The sequence below is a fragment of the Pelatocladus sp. genome (genome assembly GCF_059505505.1).
On sequence record NZ_JCACKS010000250.1, the window covers coordinates 1 to 24358 of the forward strand.

At 40.2% G+C, this 24358-nt stretch carries 15 protein-coding genes and 1 pseudogene; 9 read left to right on the forward strand and 7 right to left on the reverse strand.

The annotated features are described in order from the left end of the window. Positions 1 to 352: 352 nt before the first annotated feature. On the reverse strand, positions 353 to 2701 hold the full coding sequence (locus AC5JMK_RS25590; protein WP_096677477.1) for a ribonuclease R family protein: 2349 nt from the start codon (positions 2699 to 2701) through the stop codon (positions 353 to 355). 944 nt (positions 2702 to 3645) lie between these two features. Between AC5JMK_RS25590 and AC5JMK_RS25595 the strand changes: the two genes are divergently transcribed. Beyond that, positions 3646 to 4533 (forward strand): slr1353 family protein, encoded by an 888-nt coding sequence (locus AC5JMK_RS25595; RefSeq protein WP_096677476.1) that lies wholly within the window; start codon positions 3646 to 3648, stop codon positions 4531 to 4533. Between the two features lie 295 nt (positions 4534 to 4828). Here AC5JMK_RS25595 and clpP read toward each other — a convergent pair whose 3' ends face one another. Further along, entirely contained in the window at positions 4829 to 5434 is a 606-nt protein-coding gene (clpP, locus tag AC5JMK_RS25600; RefSeq protein WP_096677475.1) for an ATP-dependent Clp endopeptidase proteolytic subunit ClpP, read from the reverse strand. A gap of 283 nt (positions 5435 to 5717) precedes the next feature. Here clpP and AC5JMK_RS25605 point away from each other — a divergent pair, with 283 nt between their 5' ends. The 4 genes from AC5JMK_RS25605 to ilvN all read left to right on the forward strand — a co-directional run bounded on the left by AC5JMK_RS25605 (position 5718) and on the right by ilvN (position 9404). Then, complete coding sequence (locus tag AC5JMK_RS25605) at positions 5718 to 5873, forward strand: QAALIT motif small membrane protein (RefSeq protein ID WP_495911281.1); 156 nt, start codon at positions 5718 to 5720, stop codon at positions 5871 to 5873. A gap of 220 nt (positions 5874 to 6093) precedes the next feature. Beyond that, complete coding sequence (locus AC5JMK_RS25610) at positions 6094 to 8178, forward strand: thioredoxin domain-containing protein (RefSeq protein ID WP_495911282.1); 2085 nt, start codon at positions 6094 to 6096, stop codon at positions 8176 to 8178. Between the two features lie 54 nt (positions 8179 to 8232). Continuing rightward, the gene (locus AC5JMK_RS25615; RefSeq protein ID WP_495911283.1) at positions 8233 to 8823 is read left to right on the forward strand and encodes a molybdenum cofactor guanylyltransferase; all 591 of its coding nucleotides are present in this window, start codon (positions 8233 to 8235) and stop codon (positions 8821 to 8823) included. 59 nt (positions 8824 to 8882) lie between these two features. Continuing rightward, complete coding sequence (ilvN, locus tag AC5JMK_RS25620) at positions 8883 to 9404, forward strand: acetolactate synthase small subunit (RefSeq protein WP_096677472.1); 522 nt, start codon at positions 8883 to 8885, stop codon at positions 9402 to 9404. Positions 9405 to 9581: 177 nt separating this feature from the next. On the opposite strand, the gene AC5JMK_RS25625 is transcribed toward ilvN, so the two are convergent. After that, positions 9582 to 11765, reverse strand: a complete 2184-nt coding sequence (locus tag AC5JMK_RS25625; protein ID WP_495911284.1) for a DNA cytosine methyltransferase — start codon at positions 11763 to 11765, stop codon at positions 9582 to 9584. Positions 11766 to 11905: 140 nt separating this feature from the next. Between AC5JMK_RS25625 and AC5JMK_RS25630 the strand changes: the two are divergent. After that, positions 11906 to 12266, forward strand: a pseudogene (locus AC5JMK_RS25630) (IS200/IS605 family transposase); the annotation flags it as partial. 78 nt (positions 12267 to 12344) lie between these two features. Here AC5JMK_RS25630 and AC5JMK_RS25635 read toward each other — a convergent pair. The 3 genes from AC5JMK_RS25635 to AC5JMK_RS25645 all read right to left on the reverse strand — a co-directional run bounded on the left by AC5JMK_RS25635 (position 12345) and on the right by AC5JMK_RS25645 (position 16356). Next, positions 12345 to 13562 (reverse strand): M20 metallopeptidase family protein, encoded by a 1218-nt coding sequence (locus AC5JMK_RS25635; protein ID WP_096677471.1) that lies wholly within the window; start codon positions 13560 to 13562, stop codon positions 12345 to 12347. 158 nt (positions 13563 to 13720) lie between these two features. Beyond that, positions 13721 to 14404 (reverse strand): dethiobiotin synthase, encoded by a 684-nt coding sequence (gene bioD, locus AC5JMK_RS25640; RefSeq protein WP_096677470.1) that lies wholly within the window; start codon positions 14402 to 14404, stop codon positions 13721 to 13723. Between the two features lie 212 nt (positions 14405 to 14616). Further along, complete coding sequence (locus tag AC5JMK_RS25645; RefSeq protein ID WP_495911285.1) at positions 14617 to 16356, reverse strand: protein kinase domain-containing protein; 1740 nt, start codon at positions 16354 to 16356, stop codon at positions 14617 to 14619. Between the two features lie 678 nt (positions 16357 to 17034). Between AC5JMK_RS25645 and AC5JMK_RS25650 the strand changes: the two genes are divergently transcribed. After that, positions 17035 to 18051: a ribose-phosphate pyrophosphokinase gene (locus AC5JMK_RS25650; RefSeq protein ID WP_096677468.1), complete on the forward strand. Its 1017-nt coding sequence runs from the start codon at positions 17035 to 17037 to the stop codon at positions 18049 to 18051. A gap of 799 nt (positions 18052 to 18850) precedes the next feature. On the opposite strand, the gene AC5JMK_RS25655 is transcribed toward AC5JMK_RS25650, so the two are convergent. Next, positions 18851 to 19273 carry a DUF6544 family protein gene (locus AC5JMK_RS25655; RefSeq protein WP_495911286.1) on the reverse strand — a complete coding sequence of 141 codons (423 nt, stop codon included), beginning with the start codon at positions 19271 to 19273 and terminating at the stop codon, positions 18851 to 18853. Between the two features lie 144 nt (positions 19274 to 19417). On the opposite strand from AC5JMK_RS25655, the gene AC5JMK_RS25660 reads away from it, so the two are divergent. Both AC5JMK_RS25660 and AC5JMK_RS25665 read left to right on the forward strand, forming a co-directional pair. After that, the gene (locus AC5JMK_RS25660; RefSeq protein WP_096677466.1) at positions 19418 to 21034 is read left to right on the forward strand and encodes a mechanosensitive ion channel family protein; all 1617 of its coding nucleotides are present in this window, start codon (positions 19418 to 19420) and stop codon (positions 21032 to 21034) included. Between the two features lie 674 nt (positions 21035 to 21708). Next, the gene (locus AC5JMK_RS25665; protein ID WP_096677465.1) at positions 21709 to 24267 is read left to right on the forward strand and encodes a CHAT domain-containing protein; all 2559 of its coding nucleotides are present in this window, start codon (positions 21709 to 21711) and stop codon (positions 24265 to 24267) included. The last annotated feature ends 91 nt before the right edge of the window (positions 24268 to 24358 follow it).

Below are 24358 nucleotides of genomic sequence, written 5' to 3' on the forward strand. Positions count from 1 at the left end.
GGGGAACTCGGGGCCCCCACTCCCCCCAAGGGAGTGGGGATTAGGGGCGAAGGGGGAAAAGGGATTGGGGTATGGGAAAAAGACTTGTTAAATTATTCTCCCTTGTCCGCCGTGTCCCCCGTGTCCCTCTTCCCAATGCGTTAATTTTGAATTGATATGTCTCCTCGATCCCTACTCCCCGTACTCTGTGAGAAGACCTTTGGGTTCGCCAGGTGCTTTATGTTGGGGTAGACGCGTAGCGGCTTCTAAAAGTACCTGTCCACCGCACTCGCGTAGACGCGCAAGCGGTGAGCCAGTGCGTTTCCTCTGGAGAATCCCCAATCCCTTTTCCCCTTTCCCCGATCCCTAAAGTTTATTCATCGTCTTCATAGGGTTCTAAATCATCTGGTTCCATATCGCCACGTAAGTACATATCTGATTCTTCACCAGTTGCACTGATATCTGAGCGATAAGGAATACCATCACTACCGACTGTGACTAGATCAATTTGTTGACGGTAATAATCGACGCTTTTAACTTGTACAGCAACGCGATCGCCTAGTCGATAGGAAGCGCGATTTTTGCGTCCAAACAACGCCTGTTGTCTGGCGCGATATTCGTACCAATCGTCTTTCAGGGAACTGACGTGTACTAATCCTTCAACTCGTAAAGGTACGTTGTGATCATCAGCATCATCTTTTGGTGGGACTTCAATTTCCACAAAGAATCCGTAAGATTGGACGCCTGTAATCACACCACTGAAAACCTCGCCGATACGCTGTTTCATTAAAGAGGCTCTTTGCAAACCCTCTAAGTCAGCTTCGGCTTCTTGAACTTCTTTTTCTCTGTCGTTGATTTGGGTAATTACTCTTGTCAGTTCGCTTTGCAACTCTTGTTGCAATTCTGGTGGTAAGACATTCCAGTTAATTTCCCCGTGGCTATTAGAAGAACGCAAGTTCACACGCTCTTTGACACGGGTGTTGCGGCGATCGCGTCCGTGTTCGATTAGTGCGTAATATACCCTCTGCATCAGTAAATCTGGGTAACGTCGCAAGGGTGCGGTAAAGTGGACATATTCTGGTAGTGCCAAACCAAAGTGGGGTGCTTTGTTGGTGCTGTAAGCTGCTTGTTTGAGAGTATCTTGCAATAAATAAGTCAAAACTTGCTCAGATGATGACTCAGCAAACACTCTTGTCAATTGTTGATAATCTAGGGGTTGAATATCAATATCTGGCTCTAGTGATAATTCGATCCCCAAATTGATCGCCAGTTTCAGCATCTCTTGTACATCTTCGGGATCAGGTGCGCCTTGGACTCGCCAAATACTGGGAATACCTAAAGCACTCATGTGGTTTGCTATGATTTGATTTACCAGTAATACGAATTCTGTAAGTAGCGATCGCACAGGTGAATCTTTTTCTACTACGCATCCAAGAATACCTTCATCATAGAAGGGATTTTTATTTGTGGGCAGATTTAACTGCAAACTTCCACGAGAGGTGCGTTGTTGTTTGAGAAACATCTGCAATTTTTTCAATTCTTGCAGCATTTCTACTGCTTCAGTAGGGACTTTGGTAACTTTTTTACCATGAAGAATAGTTTCTGCTTGCTGAGTATTTACTGAAGCATCTACTTTCACTACACTAGGTTGAATTTCCCAATCCAGTACCTCTCCTGATTGCGAATCAAAGGTAACTAGACAAGAAAGACTGAGGCGATCGCTTCCTAATACTAGAGAACACCGTTCTATTACATTTTCAGGTAACATTGGCAACACTAAATCACCAAGGTATACTGTTCTACCTCGTCTGAGTGCTTCCCGATCAAGTGCTTCATCTGGCTGTACGTAGTGTGAAACATCAGGAATATGAAAGCCTAATTGCAAGTTACCAGCATTATTTGTTTCTAAGGAGAAAGCATTTTCTACTGTTTTTGTATCAGTGTTGTTACTCAGTATTGTAATAGTAAACTTGTTACGTAAATCCAGCCGATCTTTGAGATCAGCCTTTAAAATCCTTTTTGGTAGTTTGGTAGCTGCTTCTTGGACGTTATCTGAGAAACTACGGGAAAGGTCATGCTTGCAGGTGACTAAATCAATATCAGCTGCTGCTTCTGCATCACTTCCGAGGATCTGCACAACTCGCCCTAGTGGCGGATACTGTGCTAGTGGGTAACGTAGAACTTCCACATGAGCCAGATGGTCGATCGCTTCTTGTAATTTTAGACCATTGGCGTAAAGTTTCAGTTCAAATAGCAGGCGATCGTCTAAAGGTACAGCTCGATAGCCCACTTCTACTTGTTTGATGCGTGCGAGTAAAGTGTGATTGGATCGTTCTAAAATTAATTTCACTTCTCCTTCAGGAGAACGACGCCGACTACCTTCTTTGAGAACCCGCACTAAAACGCGATCGCCATTCCAAGCATTACTCAAATGGCTTTCTCGAATGTAAATATCCTCAGTTCCTTCTACATCTTGAATTGCAAAGCAAAAGCCCTTGCTGGAACAGCGTAACTTTGCTTCTATTAGCCCTTCTTCTGTAATGCGGCGATACTTACCGCGTTCTTTTACTAAAATGCCAATTTTCTCCAATACCTCCAAGATGATGTGAAGTGTCTGTAAACTTTCTTCATCTTCACAACCAAGTTTCTTTTCTAGAAGTTTACGAGCTACCAATTTATCATCAGTGAAATTGGCAAGGAGTGTAGCGATTGAAAATTCCATGCAGTGAACCGACCTTTGGTCAAAACATCTTTTTTTGTTGAGGACAGTTTTGTGTGGGGGTTCCCCTCCACCTTTGTAACGTGTCCATTGTTGAATTTGGTTCTTGGTTGATTACCTCACGACCCACAGACACTAGCGGTAAACGAACTTCCCAACAGGTAGGGCGCTACACAATCATCTTTTGAGTACCAGTTCGTTCAAGTCCCTTCACTTGGCCAATCTGACAAGGCAGTCCTCATACCGGATTTTACCCTACTAGGTTGTGACGCAACGGGTTTTTGAGAGGCTGTGTTTGGATCGTTCTCAGTAGAACCGCCCAAACTCGCTACGCAGGGGAAACCACAGGTGTTCAATTGCCTAGTTGAAAGGTACTTTACGCGATTAGACTCTGATTTTTCACTAGGAGAAACTGCTGATCAACCTAAATGTTCCATATGTAGAATCAGTAACAACTAGGTAGCAGCTTAATAATCTGTGAGCACGAACCATTACTTCATTATTGTAGATTTAGTCGTACTTCCAGAAAAGATTTCTGGATATTAAATTGGGTAAACAGTATAGCATTGCTCGCAATAACACTTAAAGTAAGTTTGTGGTAGCCAATAATTTACCCAAAAAAATTTATTTTACAATCAGTATACCCAAGTTTTTAATACAATTTCGGTAACTCAGGGTTGCATTTATCAATTTCAGGGTGCGGGGTACAAGGGAATTCTTGCTGGTGTAAAGTTAAAGGCAGTGAATCAATCTATTAAAATAGAGCCATACCCAATAGTGAATCCACAAGATAAATAAAACAGAATGGGTGGGTAACTCCAAAGCAATACTTAATTAGTTATCAGCTTTGTCAATTGGGTAAAATCATCCTGCTGATTGAATATCTTATCCTGTTGTCTGTTGCTTCTGACTTGAAATTATTCTGACGTTGATTTGGTGAAATTATGATGTTGGCTCAACTTCAGAGCTTGTATCCCACAGCTAGTTTAATCTCTGAATTAGTGCAAATTTATCATGGTAAATATATTGTTCGGGCAAGCTTACAAATAGAAGGTATCACCCGCGCTACTGGTATGGCAGCCGCCGTAACAGTAGAGGAAGCAGAAGATCAAGCCAGAACTAGGGCTTTGATGGTTTTGGGAATCGCTACTACCTCACAAGTACAGACGGAAAGTTTGATTGAGACTAAGAGCGTAACTGATGTTAAGACTAGCAAAAGTAGTGAACCAGCTCAAACAGAAGAAAATGTCTCTGCTTCTGACCATCTGTGCGTCCCCGTCTCTTCTTTCACCCAAACTCCCATCGATACCTTAAGCCTGGAAACACAAGCAAGCACACCCATTCAATCAACTGTTTCTTCAACTTCTTCAACTTCTTCAATAAATACAATTGATACCGATAGCCAGGATTTAGAGCCAAATTTGACTGCGATCGCACAACCGGAACTTCCCTTGGATATTCAAGCAGAAGACTTTGAGGAAATTTCTAGCAACCAGAGTGAAGACCAACCATTACCAGAGATTAATTCTAGTAACGTCACACCATTTCCCCAACGCAGTTATCACAATACTCCTACCGAAGAAGTAGTAGCTGCGCCACCCGCACCGACAACGAAGAAAAAGAAGAAAAGTGGACCAGTGGATCAATCAGATGATATCGCCAAAATCGGTGTAGAAATGCAGCGCTTGAGTTGGACAACTGAACAGGGTAGAGACTATTTAATTCAAACCTACGGTAAGCGATCGCGCCATTTACTTGATTCCGAAGAATTACGTGATTTCCTCAAATATTTAGAATCCCAGCCTACACCTGTAGATCCACTAGTGGGATTTTGATTAATTATTAGTTAATGGTCAATGATGAATAGTTACTACAAATGACAACTAAAAAAGATGGAATTTTAGATGAGACTGGTATATAATAAGTAAAAATAATACAAAACTAACCCTTAGACTGGACAGTAAAGTAAAGCTGCGATATCTAAAAATTAGTGACCTCAGCTGTATTACTATTTACTTACACAAAAATAAAGCACATTTGCTTGGTGTAGAGGTATGGGAGTATAGGGGATTGGGTAGAGTAAAAACTCTACACCCCTAGACCCTTATACCCTTACACCCCAACTTCTGACTATACAACCGCCATTGGACGGCTACCAGCAGCGTGACGATCAATCACCTGGTCGATTAAGCCATAATCTCTGGCTTCTTCGGGTGACATAAAGAAGTCTCTTTCTGTGTCTTCGGCAATTTTCTCTAACGGCTGACTGGTATGTTCGGCTAAATATTCGTTTAGCCGTCGCTTGTGGTAGAGAATTTCGCGGGCTTGGATTTCAATATCAGTTGCTTGTCCACGAGCGCCACCCAAGGGTTGGTGAATCATAATCCGAGAATGGGGAAGACTCATTCTTTTACCCTTATTACCTGCGCTCAGGAGAAAAGCACCCATACTCGCTGCTAATCCGGTACAGATGGTACATACATCTGGGCGGATGTGCTTCATAGTATCAAAAATACCCATTCCTGCTGTTACCGAACCGCCAGGAGAATTGATGTACATATATATGTCTTTCTCTGGATCTTCGGCATCTAAAAACAGTAGTTGGGCAACAATCAAGTTAGCAACGTTGTCATCAATCGCTTGTCCCAAAAAGATAATACGTTCACGTAAAAGGCGTGAGTAGATATCAAAGGCGCGTTCGCCACGACCTGATTGTTCAATAACGATAGGAATCATTTAGCCAGCTTGTAACTAATGTAGATACATTCTATCGATTACAAAGGCTGATTGTTTTGCGAAACCATCTTAACCACCGTGTAGTCATAAATAGCAGATGGTGCTTACCCTATTAATTCGGCTGTTAGCCAGTATTATTTTTTAATAGTTTTGTAAAAATTGTCATATTTTTACTGAGAAAATTCCTGATATATCTACTTAATGGGGTAAATCATTAGTACAAGGTGCATCCAGGAGAACATACCCAATTTAAAAAAGAGCCACCGAAACAGAGGAAGCTGTCATGCTAGAAAAATTGTTACAAGCTGCTATTATTACCTTCTTACTGCACTTGATCGTTGGACTGAATACAAACACTACAATGAGTACCAAAGCAGCACCTCCCTCTGGTACGGTGCTTACACCAGTGGCCAGTTCGTTCTTGCGTTCTTTAAACTAAAAAATCACTGGTTGAATCAAATGTATATTGATTTAGTGTCAGTTATTCGTTGGTAGTTGTTTATTCTCAATAACTACCAACTACCAAAAAAATTATTAATCATCATTTTTTAATCTAAAATCCAAAATCCAAAATCGTTCGGTTAAGGCTCACGACAAGTCTAAAATCTAAAATCTTTCGAGGTAGACTGAACAGAGAAGGCAAATACTAGTGTCTAATCATGACTAATCGCCTTGCTGAAGCAAAAAGTCTATACCTCCGCAAACACGCCGAAAATCCGATTGATTGGTGGTCGTGGTGCGACGAAGCACTTGCAACCGCAAAAGCAGAGAATAAACCGATTTTCCTCTCCATTGGTTACTCCAGTTGTCACTGGTGTACTGTTATGGAAGGAGAAGCATTTTCTGACCTGGGCATTGCTGAGTATATGAATGCCAATTTTATCCCGATTAAAGTAGATAGGGAAGAAAGGCCAGATATTGACAGTATTTACATGCAAGCTTTGCAGATGATGAGTGGTCAGGGTGGTTGGCCTTTAAATACTTTTTTATCTCCAGATGATTTAGTACCTTTTTATGCAGGTACTTACTTTCCAGTTGAACCACGCTACGGTCGTCCTGGTTTTTTACAAGTTTTACAAGCAATTCGCCGCTACTACGATACAGAAAAACAAGATTTGCGCGATCGCAAAGCAGTAATTCTTGAATCTCTCCTCACCTCTGCTGTATTGGAACAACAAGGTACTACCCCAACTCAAGACAATGAGTTATTACAAAAAGGCTGGGAAACCAGTACAGGGATCATTACTCCCAAGCAGCACGGTAATAGCTTCCCCATGATCCCCTACGCAGAATTAGCATTACGGGGAACACGATTTGAGGTGACATCTAAATATGATGGCAAACAAATTTGTACCCAACGGGGATTAGACTTGGCATTAGGCGGTATTTATGATCATGTGGGCGGAGGATTTCACCGTTATACTGTTGATCCCACCTGGACAGTACCACATTTTGAAAAGATGCTCTACGACAATGGTCAAATTGTGGAGTATCTAGCAAATCTTTGGAGTACAGGTATAGAAGAACCTGCTTTCAAAAGAGCGATCGCTCATACTGTCGAATGGTTAAAAAGAGAAATGACCTCACCTGAAGGTTATTTTTATGCAGCTCAAGATGCTGATAGTTTTACCCCCCCTACCCCCCCTTACCAAGGGGGGGAGAACGAGGGATCAGAACCAGAAGAAGGAGCTTTTTACGTCTGGACTTTCAGTGAATTAGAACAACTGCTGAGTGCTGAAGAACTCACACAATTACAACAACAGTTTACAGTCACCGCTAACGGTAACTTTGACGGTCAAAATGTCTTACAAAGACACCATAGTGGAGAACTGAATGAAACCGTAGAAACAGCCCTCAAGAAATTATTTGTCGCGCGTTACGGTACGATCCCCGAATCACTTGAAACATTTCCTCCAGCACGCAACAACCAAGAAGCTAAATCTCATAACTGGCCTGGTCGAATTCCGGCGGTGACAGATACTAAAATGATTGTGGCTTGGAATAGTTTGATGATTTCCGGCTTGGCAAGGGCGTATGCTGTTTTCCGAGAACCTGATTATTTGGAACTAGCAACCACAGCCGCAGATTTCATTTTAGATCATCAGTTTGTCGATGGGCGTTTCCAGAGATTGAATTATGAAAATCAACCAACCGTATTAGCTCAATCCGAAGATTACGCCTTGTTTATCAAAGCACTGCTGGATTTACAAACTTGTAGTCCAGAACAAAACAAATGGTTAGAAAGAGCGATCGCACTCCAAGAAGAATTTGACGAATATCTCTGGAGTGTGGAATTAGGAGGATACTTTAACGCCTCAATTGACGCGAGTCAAGATTTAATCGTGCGCGAACGTAGTTATGCAGACAACGCTACACCTTCAGCCAATGGAGTAGCGATCGCTAATCTTGTGCGTCTGGCTTTGTTTACAGATAATCTACATTATTTAGATTTAGCAGAACAAGGCTTAAAAGCATTCCGAAGTGTAATGAGCAACCATCCCCAAGCCTGTCCGAGTTTATTTACAGCTTTGGATTGTTATCGCAACAGCACTCTGATTCGTACCACCACCGAGCAAATACACTCGCTTATGTCTCAATATTTACCAAGTGTTGTGTTGGCGATCGCATCAAAACTACCAGAAGACAGTGTAGGCTTAGTCTGTCAAGGATTAAAATGCCTACCAGCAGCAGCAAGTGTAGAGCAAATGTTGCAGCAAGTTCGCCAAAGTCAGGTGAGAGGGTGAGATCAGTTATCAGTTATCAAATTAAACTGGTAACTGTTAACTGTTCACTGATTTATGACAAATGACCAATTAACAGCCATCATCTTAGCAGGCGGTAAGAGTACGCGTATGGGTAGGGATAAGGCTTTGATCCCCATTGAAGATGTCCCGATGCTGCAACGAATCTGTCAAATTGCGGAAGCTTGTACAAACCAAGTTTACGTGGTGACTCCCTGGCCGGAACGTTATCAAGATTTGCTACCACCCAAAAGCCAGTTTGTTCGGGAAGTACTTTTACCAGAAGAAACTGGTAATGAAGCAAAAACTCATGGACCACTGGTGGGGTTTTCTCAAGGATTGACGCAGGTAAAAACAGATTGGGTGTTGCTGTTGGCTTGTGATTTACCTAATTTGCGAGTGGAAGTTTTGCAAGAGTGGATAGCTGGATTAGAGCAAGTACCAGAAGAAGCGATCGCAGCTTTGGTTTATAGAAATAATAGATGGGAACCATTGTGTGGTTTCTATCGCCGTCGCTGTTTACCAGAATTAAATAAGTATATTGAAGAGGGTGGGCGATCATTTCAAGACTGGTTGAAACAATATCCTGTACAAGCATTACCTTTGCTTGATTCAGAGATGCTTTTTAACTTCAATAGTATTATTTGAGAGGGGCATTTCAGTTTAAAATATATAATCTCTCCTCTCCCTAGCTTCTCTTGGCAACAATGAAACATACCCTATCAGTACTTGTAGAAGATGAAGCGGGTGTTCTTTCCCGCATTGCTGGTTTATTCGCCCGTCGTGGCTTTAATATCGAAAGTCTTGCAGTGGGCCCAGCAGAACAGTCAGGAGTTTCTCGGATCACAATGGTTGTACCCGGTGATGATTGGGTGATTGAACAACTCACCAAGCAGCTATACAAGCTAATTAACGTTCTCAAAGTGCAGGATATTACTGAAACTCCCTGTGTAGAACGCGAATTGATGCTACTCAAGGTGAATGCTACCAGCAGTACTCGTTCGGAAATAGTCGAGTTATCGCAAATTTTCCGGGCGCGAGTAGTAGATGTCGCCGAAGATTCTTTGACTTTGGAAGTTGTTGGCGATCCAGGAAAAATGGTCGCGATCGTCCAGGTATTACAAAAATTTGGTTTGAAGGAAATTGCGCGCACTGGCAAAATTTCCCTAACTCGTGAATCGGGAGTGAATACAGAGTTGCTAAAATCTTTGCAAGCCAAGGCTTCGTAGCAAGTGGTAGCTATAGCTCCCAAAATATACTTTTAATCAAGAAATTATTGAGGTTTGTATGATTATGTCACAATAAATCCAAACCTCTGTGATTATTAACCGATGACTTGGGTTGCGAACCACGGCTCTCATTTCAGACTGCTATAGAATAGAATCATTTTTTAAGACATCATTTTCTTATTCATCAATCACTAATCTAGTTAATATTTCGTTCCATTTTTCTTTGTGAATTTTTTGTATTTCGTTATCTGACTCTATGAGTTGAGAGTATCCATCAATAAAGTCTGTAACAGACATTATTAGCCTCAAATAATATTTGATTGTAGGAATAATTCCATTAAGAATTACTTGACATCCATGTTCAGATGCGATTTCTTTAATTAAATTGTTGATTTTATCTGACTCTGATTGCCTGATATCTTTTGAAGCAAAAATGTAATATCTACTAGGATTATATCTAATAATTTTCTCTTTAGCTCGGTAAACGAATTGCAAAGTTATTTCTTGACCATGCTTTACTTCTATAGCTTCAATTAGAGCATTATTTTTGTTTAATATTTCAATATCTCCAGCAGTCTTGGCAGTTCTATCAGAGGCTGTATGACTACCTAACTTTCTTAACTTACATGAACTATATCTAGAGATTTCTCTAATTAAAAGTTGATAGATAGCATAGAAAGCAATAACAGGTAATTTTGAACCACCAACAGTTTTATAGTCATAATTAAAATGTTCTTCTAAAGCATTTACTACATTTTTTATATCTAGTTTTTCATAATTCGTTAGTTTAATGATTTCAACAACGCTATCATTTTTAGCTGCTCTGACCAATTTAAGAAGCAGCTTTAACACATCTTCAGCTTTTTCAGGAGATGTTTGTACAAAATCAATTATATTTAAAAAGGCGATTTTTAGAGGTTTAGGAGTTATATTTCCGTTGTAATTTAAAGTATAAGGGTATGGTTGTTCAAGAGAGCGAGTTAACCAACCACTTTCGGCCATTGCAGGTAGTCCTAACTCCGTCAATGTAGGAGTGATGTACTTTGTATCTATAATTCTTGCGGAAAAACCATCTTGCATTTCAGCCTGGTGATATCTAATATCCTGAGATGGATGCAAAATTTTATGTACTAAAAGAGTAATTAATGCTGTATAAACCCCTTTTCTCATAAAGCAGTTTTTAGCAATTTCTGCAACATACGCTTGATACTCTTCTGGAACTTGTATTTGATTAAATTCAAGTTCAGATGTGATTTTATAAATCTGTAGAAATTTTTCTTTGTGATTCATTATTAAATGTAGCTCTAGTTGAATTGCTTGTTCAGTATTATTTTTTTTATTAAGACTGATGGTTTCATCTTCCATCTTTTGAGAGGAGAAAACTTGTTCTTGAATCTGATTAGCAAGTTCATGAACTACTGGTATAGCAACAGAATTGCCTATCTGTTTATAGCATTCTCCTAAATTACTATGGGTCTTAAAACTATCAGGAAAACCCATAATTCTGTAACATTCTCTAATTGTTAATTTCCGAACTAAATTTTCTTCTGGTATATAAATAAAAAATCTACCTGAAGTCTCTTGAGATGGTATTGTTGGATGTACTCCATCTATAGAATAAATTCTATTTGGTTGATGGTGAACTCTGGATAAATGTTCCGTGTTTGGTCTAATACCAGTTTTCCAAATGTTTTTATTACGGTATCCCACAAAAATCAAACCAGAGGATTGTTGTTTAGGATTATCTATCAGCGTATACTCTTGAGGATTTAAGTATTCAAAATCTCCTGAATCACATAAAAATGTTCTTAGAATTGGGAATGGGTGGGTTTTTCTGAGCAAACCAAAATTAAATTTTTTATTTTTAGTACCAACGAAAATTACTCGTTCTCTATTTTGCGGTAATCCGAAATCTTTAGAATTTAATATTTCATAGTTAACCACGTAACCTAAATCTTCTAAAGCATACAATATTACTTCTAATGTTCTACCTTTATCATGATGTAATATATGCTTAACATTCTCAAGTACAACTACAGGAGGATGAACATGCTCAATTATTTCACAAATATGAAAAAATAATGTTCCTCTGGTGTCATGAAAACCTTTCCTTCTTCCACAGATACTAAAGGGCTGGCAAGGAAAACCTGCTGTTAGAACGTCAAAATAGGGGAGATTTTGTATGTCAATTTTTCTAATATCATGAGCGGGAATTTCTTCAAAATTTTTGTAGTAAACTTTTTGGCATTCCTCGTTAATTTCACAGGAGAATACACACTCATACTTAGCTTTTGAAAAAGCTAACCTAAACCCTCCAATGCCAGAAAATAAATCAGCGAATTTAAGTTTTAGATCCTCCATAAATAAGTTAAATATAAAATAACGACAAGATTAGATATTATAGCAAAAAAAATCTTCTCTCTTTAAATATTTTAATTCTTAGAGCCTAAGCATATTTAAAATAGCGAAATAATGTTTGGTGTTGTATTTAAGCATAAAATGAGCAGTCACCTTTAATTACACCAGATATTCAAAGCCCTATTTATGCCGCAATTCTTGGGGAGTGTGAAAAACTCGGATGCACTGCGATCGCCATTGGTGGAATAGAAAATCATGTACATCTCTTGACAGGTTTTCCCACAACCATAACAATATCTGATTTAATTAAACAAATCAAAGGTAGTTCTTCCCATTTAGTTACTTATGAAATCCAAGCAGGCAAATTTTTTAAATGGAAAGGTAGCTATGATGCTTTTACTATTAGCCATGATGGTATAGATAAAGTAGCAAACTACATTAAAAATCAACCAATTAATCATCAACAAAAACTCTCTGATTTCAACTTGGGAACTAAATAATTGAAACCCGCGTAGGCGGGTTTTGTTTGTGTAGCCGCGATTTCCAATCGCCGGGGCTTTTTTTATTTCTTTGTATACTTAATTAATTCAAAAACTTATCCACACAGCGAACAAACATCTCTACACCCATCGCCAATGCTGTTTCATCAAAATCAAAACGGGGATGATGATGAGGATAAGCTAAATTCTTCTGTTGATTAGCAGAACCCAAAAAGAAATAACAACCAGGAACTTCCTGCAAAAAGTAGGACATATCCTCACCGCCCATTGTTTGACACTCCGGTATAATACCCACAGGCGTTTCTACCACTTCTTCCGCAACCGATCGCACTAATTGCGCTATCCCTGCATCATTAATTGTGGCTGGGTAGAGTTCACAGTACTGAAAGTCATAATTAGCACCAAAACTTTGGCAAACTCCAGCAATAATTTGCTCAATACGCTGGGAGAAAAAGCCGCGCAATACTGGATTAAAATACCTAACAGTGCCACTCATCCTCGCTGTATCTGCAATCACATTGCACTTTGTACCAGCATGAAGTTCACCGACTGTCACCACTGCTGAATCAATCGGATTAACGTTGCGAGCCACTATTGTTTGTAGAGCATTGACGATTTGGGCTGCAACTACTACTGAGTCTACAGTTTGATGAGGCATTGCGCCGTGTCCGCCTTTACCAAAAATGGTGCAGTTAAAGGTTTCGACAGCTGCCATTAACGCACCTGCACGTACACCCAGGGTTCCCAAAGGCAAATTATTCCACAGATGCAAACCGATAATGGCATCGACATCAGGATTTTTCAACACCCCAGCATCAATCATTGGTTTTGCGCCTCCTGGGCCTTCTTCTGCTGGCTGGAAGATCATTTTCACAGTCCCGGCGAAGTCTTGACGATGTTGCTGGAGATAATAAGCTGTACCAAGAGCGATCGCAGTATGTCCATCGTGTCCGCAAGCGTGCATGATCCCATCATGCTGAGAACGATACGCTACTTCGTTCTGTTCGAGTATGGGTAAAGCATCCATATCCGCACGAATCGCCAAGACTTTTTCATTGGCTGGTTTTTCACCCCGGATAATCGCAACAATACCAGTATCAGCAATACCTGTTTGATGCTCAATTCCCCATTCTTGTAATTTCTGGGAGACAAATTCAGCTGTGAGTTTTTCTTGAAAAGCGAGTTCTGGTTTTTGGTGTAATCTACGTCGCCATTCTACTAATTGCGGTTGCAATGAGCGAATCGAAAGGCGAACGCGAGATAAGTCAATATTGGTAGAGTTGGGAAAGGTCGAAACCATTTTCTTTAAATTGCTGTCGGTTATTTATATTGTGAATCGGGATTGTCATTTGTTCTTTGTCATTTGTCATTTGTTCTTTGCTAATGACTAATAGGTTTCATTACACATTCTTTAAGCTGTTCGCCGTTTCCCGTTCCCTATTCCCTGTTAAGAGTTCCCTAACTAATAACTAACAAACGCTCTAAATCTAAATCTGAAGCTACTTGTGCAAGTTTGTCTATATCTGCTGGGTCTTCTAAATAGGGTAAACAGCCTAAAACTGGGGTATTTGTCAAAGACTGAATTAAGTCTGCTGGCGTCCAGTTGGCGATTTCCTCATCTGTACGGGGTTGGACGCAATTTAGAACAATTCCCAGCAATTGGACTCGTGTTTGTCTTGCTAATGCGACATTTGCCACTGCTTGAGCGATCGCACCTAATCTGACTGGTACTACTAATACCGTAGGTAAGCGCCATTCGCCTGCTAAATCTGCTACCGTAAATTCATCAGTTACAGGTGAACCTAGTCCACCTAATGCTTCTACTAAGACAAAATCTCGACGCTCACATAACGCTGTGTAAGCCTGCCAGACTACTGCTAAATCTACATGGCGATTTTCTTGAACTGCGGCAATTGGGGGAGCTAGAGGTGCTTGAAAATACAAAGGTGTGATTTCATCAGGAGATTGTTCCAAGTTAAATAGTTGTTGATACCATTCGCGATCGCCCACTCCTGATTGTATGGGTTTCATAATACCCAAACTACGGACAGAACAATATTTTTGCCAATAGGCTGCTAATGCTGTTGTTAAAACAGTTTTGCCTGTTTCTGTATCTGTTCCAGTGATTAGTAGTGCGTTCAATTGTAATAGTTAATGGTTAGTAGATAGTAGTTAGTGGAGGAAGTTTGAATTATTACTAGCTGCTTCTTCTGTTTTAATATTGTCAATATATTATCGTTAAATCAACCTATCGAGAGTAGTTAACCACTAACAACTAACAATTTGTTAGTCAAGTTTGTAGTAAGGACTTAAGTCCTTATTTTTTAAGCACGCGCATTGCTTACTACAAACTCTCATCTTCTTTGCAATGGGTTAGACGTGCCATCAGTCGGTTGATTATCGGGATTTTGATTGGGAACAGGTATAAATGGAGTATTAGTAGGTGTTTCGGTGGGTGTTTCGGTGGGTGTTTCGGTGGGTGTTTCGGTGGGTGTTTCGGTGGGTGTTTCAGTAGGTATTTCGGTGGGTATTTCAGTGGGTGTTTCTGTTGGGGTTTCGGTGGGTGTAGGCTGAAGTGGGCTTTCTAATTGGATACTGAGGTTATAGTCGCTTTCAGTAATTCCTGGAGGTAGAGTTAAATCAATTGCATATCTACCATTAACTGGTAATGTACCTTGATAGAAAGTAGCATTTTTAGCAGAGTTGTTAATTGGTTCTCTATCTGGGCCTAAAACTGTTAATACAACACCGCTTTCTTGTGTTAACAATGCAATTATATTTTGCCCTTGCCGACCTCGGAATGTGTATCGGATGATTTGATTGTCTGTGATTGTACCCTCAACTTGGGTGACACCAGATGTATCTAAAGTGAGGCGTCTACTGACAATTGTCGGCTCGCTTGTCGTGGGTGTAACTGTGGGTGTGGGTGAAGTTGTAGAACCGTCAGGAACTACTGGAGAAGGAAAAGTTTGTGTTGGTACTTCAGTTGGTTGTGCTGATGGTGTCCCGCGAATAGTACGCACCACCGCCCAAGAGCCGATTCCTGCTATACTCACCACAGCAACAGTAATCAATCCAACTGCTAATGGATTATCCAAAAATGATTTACTGGCAGGTTCTGGAGTTGTGTTATTAGATGTATCATGCGTGGATGCTGATCCTGGATTAGGAGGGCGACCGACAGGGATTGTTTGTACGTTAGAGATTTTGGGGTTGGACGCAACTGGTATGGAGGCTGGAACTAGGGGTGTTTGTTGTCCTCCAGATGCTAATGCTTGTGCTACTTGGGTTGTATTTTGGAAGCGATCGCTCGGTCTAAAGCTCAACATCCGATTTAAAATCTGAGTCAAGTGTGGACTCACTACTACCCAGCGTTGCCAATTCCAAGTCAAGAGATTTTCATCAAATAATTCTTGAGGTTCTTTGCCACTCAGCAATACTATTGCTGTCACTGCTAGTGCATACAAATCACTGCTGGGGTAAGCTTGTCCTGTTTGCATTTGCTCACTGGGGGAATAACCCAATTTTCCGACATAAGTTGCTGGCACTGTCGGATTAGCAGATTGTAATCTTGTCGCGAGTTCTTTTACCACCCCAAAATCGATTAATACAGGCTGATTGTCAAGATCACGCAAAATAATATTGTCTGGTGAGATATCCCGGTGAATAATGCCTCGACTGTGAATATGTTCTAAGACTGGTAACAAAGAGCGCATCAAGTTTAACACTTCTTGTTCTGTGAATGCACTACCAACAGCTTTACGCTCATCCAGCAACGTATAGTATGTTTTACCAGCTACATAGTCTTGCACCAAAAACAATCGTTGGTCTTGTTCAAATCTTTCCCGGAATTTTGGTATTTGCGGGTGTTCTATTTGATATAAAATATTTGCTTCTCTGAGGAAAAGCTCTTGTGCCTTTTGCCAAGCAATAGGATCTGTTGTGTTAGGAATTAATTCTTTGATGGCACAAAGTTCGTTGAAGCGTCTCTGGTCTTCTGCCAGATAGGTTCTACCAAATCCCCCTTGACCCAGAATTTGAATAATTTGATAACGGTTTTGCAAAACAGTACCAGTTGAAATTGGTGGTTGCATCTTTTAGTTAATTGAGTGTAACGGCACTACTCGGAGGAACTCACCCGCAAAAATCATATCCAACAGTTGTAATTTGTCAAGTGTTGTAATTGTATGTATTTTAAATAAAATCTTAATACACTTGCTTATATCTATTTTCACTCTGCTTGAATATACTTACTCAAACCTAGCTAAAGCTGATTTGATTTTATCTTCCTCTTTTGGGTAGAAAATAGTAAAAAAGATCAAAAAATCCCTATTTTAGTTCCCGTTGCTTTGTGAGCTTCTATATAATTTCTTTTTCCTTAGTGATGGAAAAGTATCTCGCAAGTCTGGTAATCTATTTATTTGCAGCTAGTATCATAAAATATCTAGACGACTATAATTAATTCATTCATAGGTGTTTTTACCATTACAAGTAAACTAGAGTAATCTTCTCCTATCTGTAAATAGGGTGCAAAAAAGTAAAGTAGTCCGTCCAACAAATCTACATGAGACTTCAGGTTTTTAGAACGAGTTGAAACTCTCGACTACAGGTGTGAGCTAATAAAAGTGCGTTTACCACAAAAACAGAAAAATGAAAACCTTGTAGTTTCATGGAGGAATGTATCAAGTTTTGATGAAAGCTTCAACAAAACTCACAAATTTTTTTCGGACTATTGCTCTTAAACAATCTAAATATCTGATGATAATATTGCCATGAATGCACATCGAGGATCTGCTGTGCTAAGTACTGCAACTTTAAAACTGCCATCAACTGCAACAGGAATAGCTGAAAATCATCGCCTGCGGCTGTTCTCTGGTTCTGCTAATATACCCTTATCTCAAGAAGTAGCTCGTTATCTAGGCATGGACTTGGGGCCCATGATCCGCAAGCGATTTGCCGACGGAGAGCTTTACATTCAGATTCAGGAATCTATTCGGGGTTGTGATGTTTATTTAATCCAACCTAGTTGTCAACCTGTAAATGATCATTTAATGGAATTACTAATCATGATTGATGCTTGTCGGCGAGCATCGGCTCGACAGGTAACAGCAGTAATTCCCTATTATGGCTATGCTCGTGCTGACAGAAAAACAGCAGGAAGAGAATCAATTACTGCCAAACTGGTTGCTAACCTTATCACCCAAGCGGGTGCTAACCGGATTTTAGCCATGGATTTGCATTCAGCACAGATACAGGGATATTTTGATATTCCTTTAGATCACGTGTATGGTTCACCAGTTATCCTGGATTATTTAGTTAGCAAAGAACTGTCTGACATTGTAGTAGTTTCCCCGGATGTTGGCGGTGTGGCAAGAGCAAGAGCATTTGCGAAAAAGCTCAATGATGCTCCCTTGGCAATTATTGATAAGCGTCGTCAGGCTCACAACGTCGCTGAAGTGTTGAATGTTATCGGTGATGTGCAGGGAAAAACAGCAGTGCTAGTAGATGACATGATTGATACTGGCGGCACAATTACAGAAGGAGCCAAGCTACTTCGTGAAGAAGGAGCGCGTCAGGTATATGCTTGTGCTACCCATGCGGTATTCTCCCCTCCTGCAATTGAGCGCTTGTCAACCGGGATTTTTGAGGAAGTGATTGTCACTAATACAATTCCCATTCCAGAGAGCGATCGCTTTTCGCAATTACAGGTATTGTCAGTGGCGAATCTCTTAGGAGAAACGATTTGGCGAATTCATGAAGATAGCTCTGTAAGTAGTATGTTCCGCTAAGATCACAAATACTGTTATCACCATTACGGTTGTGCAGAAGACCGCAGGCTGATTTTTTGCCTGCGCTAACTGAATTTGTATATTTTCAGGGTGTCATCTTTTTACCAAACCAACCGCAAGCGATCGCCACTTTTGAGCGAAAATCGGAGGTCGCAAACTATTTCTATGTGTATTTATACTTACAAAATAAATTAACAATTGATTAACCAGCAGATAGATACATATCTCTTTTTGGAAAGAGGATAATGCTTGAGTTGAATTAAGCTAAGTGTTGAAAGACTGTGTTACTGTCGTGGATTTTGTGTCCGCGACAGCTTTATTATTATGATCATTTTAAGGCGATCGCTCCTTGCAAAGGTGATGCCAATATCAATCAATGATAAGGCACTTGCTAAAGTCTTTCTTAACAAGCGCCTTATTTTTTAGAAGCTTCTAAATGGTGCTACCACCATATCTATGTCCGTAACTGCGATCCTAGTGACGATCTCGGTGATGATCCTTGTGGTAACAATCCCACTTCTTACAATAACAATCTTTCCGACCACCGAATAAAAGCTGCTGTTCTTCTAAGGACACATCTGTCAGCGACTCATTTTTATCTATGGACAGATCTGTCAGTAACTCAAGATTGGTAAGTTGATATGGCATAACTAATGTTCTCCATTTCATTCATCATCTACTACAAACGCTACTGATGATCTCAGAAATAGATTTGGAGCGTCCAATTTGAAACCTTTATCATGTATACTGTCGCTCAAATTTCAAACGATAAAATATGAGCGGCACCGCAAGAACGTTCTTACTTTTCCAAGGCTAAAAGAATGTCGTAGTAAATGATCAAATCATTTACATTATTTAAACAACCATTACTTTTGTTTATTTTTTTGGACTTTTTACTTAAACTCAGCCTTTTCAAGGGTGGCGCGAAAGAATTCAAGATAATGTTCTGTTTATCTTGTCCCAGCCTAAAACTACCACTCATTTCCAGAGTTACAGAGGACGCCAAGGGAGTTCCTGGTGCGATCGCATGTAAGAAATAGCGCTGTACAGGTGTTGGTAATCCTGCAACCATATCTTCTGTAAAAACATTTTCTGTGGGTAAATCTGCTAGTTTTTGCCAGATTATACTTACTTCATTGTCATTTTTAATTCTCACAACTACCAAGATCAAGAATGCGATCGCTACTAATGCTGCAATACTGAGTAAGATTTTTGTCAACATTTCGAGTGAAAACCAGTCTGAATTAATTTCCAAATTAGGAGCAAAAAATGAGAAACTTTTGAGGAAGTGAACTATAGGGTTTTTTGAATGATGGAACTAAAGTTCCATAAAACGCGATCGCAAAGCCAGTAACCCTCGGTAAAAATGAGACAAAATCGTAAGTTCCCTCACATTCGTTACTCCCAACTTATTCAGACAACTCTGATTGTATTGGTATTGTTGATCAGTTTGGTGTTAGCACCAGTGCAAGCGCAATCTGTAAACTATGCACCTGTTGCTGTAGATGGTAGGTTGGTTTTTAGAGTCAGCAGTAATGAACAATCGAAAGCTCAAGAACGAGCTAACTTCATAAGTTCTCAGTTGCAAGCAGTTGTCAAATCCGATGAAGCACCTGATATCAAGATTGAACAACGCAACAATTCTCCAACCATCGTAGTTAATGGTCGATATTTATTGACCGTCACCCAGAACGATATAGATTCTGCTGGTACTCCCGAAGAACAAGCTAGGGTCTGGGTTCAAAAAATTGAGGATGCAATCCAAAAAGCTCAAAGCGAGAGAGGTGTCAATTTTATTCGCAATACATCAATTCTGAGTATTGTGATTGTGTTGATGGCGATCGCTGTACATCGGTTAGTAGGAATTGTATGGCAACTCACCCAAAACCGCCTCTCACAAATGCTAGTTTCGGCTGATTCCTCTAGCGATAATCAAATCCAAAATACATCAAGATTCCTGTTTAAAGCTACACTGCTGTTAGTACGAATAGGACTTTGGGTAGGGGTTGTTCTCTATATTACTAATCTCTTTCCTATCACCCGCAACTGGAGCTATAACATTGCGATCAGGATATTTAGTAGCCTCACATCTCCGATTTTTTCCTTGGGACAAAAGTCCTATTCTCTGACAAATATTTTAATTTTAATTATCTTGCTCTTGGGGCTAATAATCTTAGCAGGTACAGCAACAAACTTGCTACGCTCTCGCATTTTAAGTCGGATGCGAATCAGCAGAGGAGCGCAAGAAGCGATCGCAATTATTTGCAAGTATGCATTTATTAGTTTTGGTACAATCGTTTTGCTACAAATTTGGGGACTAGATCTTAGTTCTCTGACAATTGTAGCCAGTGCCTTGGGTGTGGGAATTGGTTTTGGCTTCCAAGACATTGCTAAAAACTTTGGTAGTGGAATTGTATTATTATTTGAACGTCCCATTCAAGTAGGCGATTTCATCGAAGTGGGTGAATACATGGGGACGGTTGAACACATTGGGGCGCGGAGTGTAGTCATTCGCACACTAGATCGAATTTCTATTATTGTTCCTAACTCCCGATTTCTGGAGACTGAAGTCATTAACTGGAGCCATCACAACCCTGTTTCTCGGATTCACCTACCAGTAGGTGTTGCCTATGGTTCAGATGTAAACTTGGTAAAAACAGCACTTATTGAAGCTACTACACATCATTCTGAAGTTCTCAAATTACCAAAACCTCAAGTTTTCTTTAAAGAATTCGGTGACAGCAGCTTAAATTTTGAACTACTTGTCTGGATTGATAAACCCCACCAACAAGCACCAATCAAAAGTGATATCTATTTTCTCATCGAAGCCTCTTTGCGAAAACACAACATTGAAGTTCCTTTCCCGCAAAGAGATTTAAATATGCGTACTGGCGACTTACCCATCAAATTTTCACCAGAATTAGAACAAGCTTTGTTGCGCTTGACTAAAGGATTTCATGGAAATGGGAAATCGGTGAAGTAGGGGATTGGGGATTGGGGAAATTTGAACTTCTAAAATCATATCTTGCATCAGCTTTTCATCCCGCCAATAAATAAATTTATTGGCTAATAGCTAAAGTCACAGTTTTCTCCTCCTAAAAATGAGCCGAGCCTTGCACAGCGCCCTAAAGGCGCTGTGCCACCACCGCGATCAATCACGGGGCTTGTTGAATAGGGAGCATCCCAATTTTTTCAAAATACCATAAAGCAAAGGGTTTAAACCCTTTGCTAATAGCGCAAGTCGTCTTCAGACGACTTCATAAAATCAAACAGTCTGCTTCAGCAGAGTTTCACTATGAGACTGCGATTTCAATCGCAGGCGTTTTTTGAACATTTGGGATGCTCCCGTTGAATATATATAAAGGCTCGGCTCATTTTTAGGTTCATTGAATCGAAGGTCAGATAAATCTGACTAGGACGATGTTTGAGTCCGTTTTAACGGACTTATGCTATTAGCCTCATTCCTTAATTCTGAGGCGGGATATGGGGTTGATGCAGGATATCAGTGAAGACGAAACTTAAACTTCGGAAGACGAAACTTGAACTTCGGAAGCTAAAGTCCAAAATTATTTGACTTAAATCTTTGTGTCCTTTGTGTTCTTTATGGTTGTCAAATAGATATTCTCTGAGTGAGGAAAGACTGATTCACTCAAAATTATGACACAGCAAAAGAAGACATATCGCTTCTTCGCACTATTACTGGCTACTACCTTACTTTGCTTGAGTATTTCACCAGTTTTAGCGAAAATTCCTAATCCTCCTGTTTCTACTTCCACCACAATCTTTTCTGGTTTACAACAAGGGAAAGCACTCTATGATAATGGACAGTTTGCACAAGCAGTACAAGTATTACAGCAAGCAGTTCAAAATTATCGCCAGCAGGGAGAGACAAAAAAACTTGCTGTGACTTTGAGTAATCTTTCTCTGGCTTATCAACAACTGGGTGCATGGAATCAAGCCAAGCAAGCAATTACAGAAAGTTTAAATCTTCTCAAAACTACAGACGATCGCAAAATTTTAGCTCAAACTCTCGATATTCAAGGTCGTCTGCAACTTGCAACTGGACAATCAGAGGAAGCCTTAAAAACTTGGCAACAGGCAGCAAGTATTTATACTCAGATAAATGATCAAAATGGTGTAGTGCGATCGCAAATTAATCAAGCTCAAGCATTAATCTCTAGTGGATTTTACCGTCGGGCAGAAGCAACACTTCTACAAGTAAACCAAAAATTGCGATCGCAAAATGATTCACCAGAAAAAACAGTGATGTTGCGATCGCTAGGCGATGTCTTGCAATTAGTGGGCAAATTTTCACAATCTCACACAGTTCTCGAACAAAGTTTAGCAGTAGCCAAGCGCTTGCAATCGCCTAATTATATTGCTGCGAGTCTTTTGAGTTTAGGAAATAATGCTCGCGATCGCCAGAACACACAGCAAGCGATTGACTTTTATCAACAAACAGTTAAAGAATCTCCCTCAACTCTGTTAAAAGTCCAAGCCCAACTCAATCTCTTGAGTCTACTAACTGAAGAGCAAAAACTAACAGATGCTCAAACTTTAGTACCACAAATTCAATCTCAACTCAACCAACTTCCTCCCAGTCGCGCCAGTGTTTACGCCCAGATTAATTTTGCTCAAAGCCTTTTGATTTTAGATTCTGTAGAGAACCAATCTAAAATTGCTCAAATTCTTACCAAAGCTGTGCAACAAGCTCGTAGTTTAAACGACCAACGTTCTTTAGCTTATGCTTTGGGAAGTCTAGGTAATTTGTATGAACAAACTAGACAGTGGTCTGAAGCACAAAAACTGACCGAACAGGCGTTAATTTTAGCACAGAGTAGTAATGTACCCGATATTGCTTACAGATGGCAATGGCAGTTAGGTAGATTACTAAAAGTACAAGGGGATATTCCAGGAGCGATCGCAGCCTATGATTCAGCAGTTCAAACCCTAGAATCGATTCGTAATGATTTGGTAGCAGTCAATCGAGAAGTACAATTCAGCTTTCGCGATAGTGTCGAACCAGTATATCGGCAATCAGTAGAATTACTGTTAAACCATCAACAAACGCAACCAGAAGAAAAAACTTTAGAAAAAGCACGCCAACGAATTGAAGCCCTGCAAATAGCCGAATTAGATAACTTTTTTCGGGAAGCTTGTCTAGAAGGTCAACGTATACTATTGGATCAAGTCGTAGACAAAGAAAATCCTACGGCTGCTATTTTATACCCAATTGTTCTTACCAATCAATTACAAGTAATTGTCAAAATTCCCAAACAACCCCTACAACACTACAGCACCCAAATTTCCCAAACAGAAGTAGAACAACTAATTGCCCAATTACGGCAAAATCTTCTAAATCCTGCGGCGATCAAAGCTACAAGAACTCAGTCACAGCAGGTTTACAACTGGCTGATCAAACCGATTGAGTCGCAACTATCAGCTAGCGGAGTCAATACTCTAGTATTTGTGCTTGATGGAGCGTTGCGTAATTTATCCATGTCTTCCCTGTATGATGGGAAACAATATTTGGTAGAAAAATACGCCACAGCGTTGAGCATCGGTTTGCAACTCTTAGATCCCAAACCATTACAACGACAGCGTTTACAAGCCTTAACTGCGGGGTTAACTCAACCACCACAAGCATACTCAGAATTCGCGCCCTTACCCGCCATCAAAACAGAAATTGAGCTAATTAGCGAATCAGGTATATCCACAACCAACTTGTTAGATCGACAATTCACCAGTAAAGAACTAGAGAAAAAAGTTAATACAAATCCTTTTAACGTCGTGCATTTAGCAACCCACGGTCAGTTTAGTTCCCGTGCGGATCAGACATTTATCTTAGCTGCCGATGGGCCAATTAACGTGACTGAATTTGATAGTATTCTTCGTAGTCGGGATGACATCAGACCGGAAGCACTACAACTATTAGTATTAAGTGCTTGTCAGACAGCAGTGGGAGACAAACGTGCGGCCCTTGGTTTAGCTGGTGCAGCTGTACGTGCGGGCGCACGCAGTACGATCGCCTCTTTATGGCAGATCGATGACGAATCTACGGCTCAGTTTGTTGGTGCGTTTTATCGAGAATTAAAAGAAACTAGTATTAGCAAAGCAGAAGCGTTGCGTCGCGCCCAGCTAAAATTGCTCAAGCATCCTAATTACAATGCACCCAGTTTTTGGTCTGCTTACGTACTGATTGGCAATTGGTTGTAACACTCTTATTGCCTGGTTTTCCATATAAGCTGTTAACTACAAATCATTAACAATTAATTCCTGAATCAGCAACAAATTTTTTGCGTAATTC

Coding starts and splice junctions, on each gene's coding strand:
- AC5JMK_RS25615 (WP_495911283.1), top strand. CDS start 8,233: ATGACAAATGACCAATTAACAGCCATCATCTTAGCAGGCGGTAAGAGT.
- AC5JMK_RS25595 (WP_096677476.1), top strand. CDS start 3,646: ATGTTGGCTCAACTTCAGAGCTTGTATCCCACAGCTAGTTTAATCTCT.
- AC5JMK_RS25645 (WP_495911285.1), bottom strand. CDS start 16,356: ATGCAACCACCAATTTCAACTGGTACTGTTTTGCAAAACCGTTATCAA.
- AC5JMK_RS25610 (WP_495911282.1), top strand. CDS start 6,094: ATGACTAATCGCCTTGCTGAAGCAAAAAGTCTATACCTCCGCAAACAC.
- ilvN (WP_096677472.1), top strand. CDS start 8,883: ATGAAACATACCCTATCAGTACTTGTAGAAGATGAAGCGGGTGTTCTT.
- clpP (WP_096677475.1), bottom strand. CDS start 5,434: ATGATTCCTATCGTTATTGAACAATCAGGTCGTGGCGAACGCGCCTTT.
- AC5JMK_RS25660 (WP_096677466.1), top strand. CDS start 19,418: ATGAGACAAAATCGTAAGTTCCCTCACATTCGTTACTCCCAACTTATT.
- AC5JMK_RS25605 (WP_495911281.1), top strand. CDS start 5,718: ATGCTAGAAAAATTGTTACAAGCTGCTATTATTACCTTCTTACTGCAC.
- AC5JMK_RS25650 (WP_096677468.1), top strand. CDS start 17,035: ATGAATGCACATCGAGGATCTGCTGTGCTAAGTACTGCAACTTTAAAA.
- AC5JMK_RS25655 (WP_495911286.1), bottom strand. CDS start 19,273: ATGTTGACAAAAATCTTACTCAGTATTGCAGCATTAGTAGCGATCGCA.
- AC5JMK_RS25590 (WP_096677477.1), bottom strand. CDS start 2,701: ATGGAATTTTCAATCGCTACACTCCTTGCCAATTTCACTGATGATAAA.
- AC5JMK_RS25665 (WP_096677465.1), top strand. CDS start 21,709: ATGACACAGCAAAAGAAGACATATCGCTTCTTCGCACTATTACTGGCT.
- AC5JMK_RS25635 (WP_096677471.1), bottom strand. CDS start 13,562: ATGGTTTCGACCTTTCCCAACTCTACCAATATTGACTTATCTCGCGTT.
- AC5JMK_RS25625 (WP_495911284.1), bottom strand. CDS start 11,765: ATGGAGGATCTAAAACTTAAATTCGCTGATTTATTTTCTGGCATTGGA.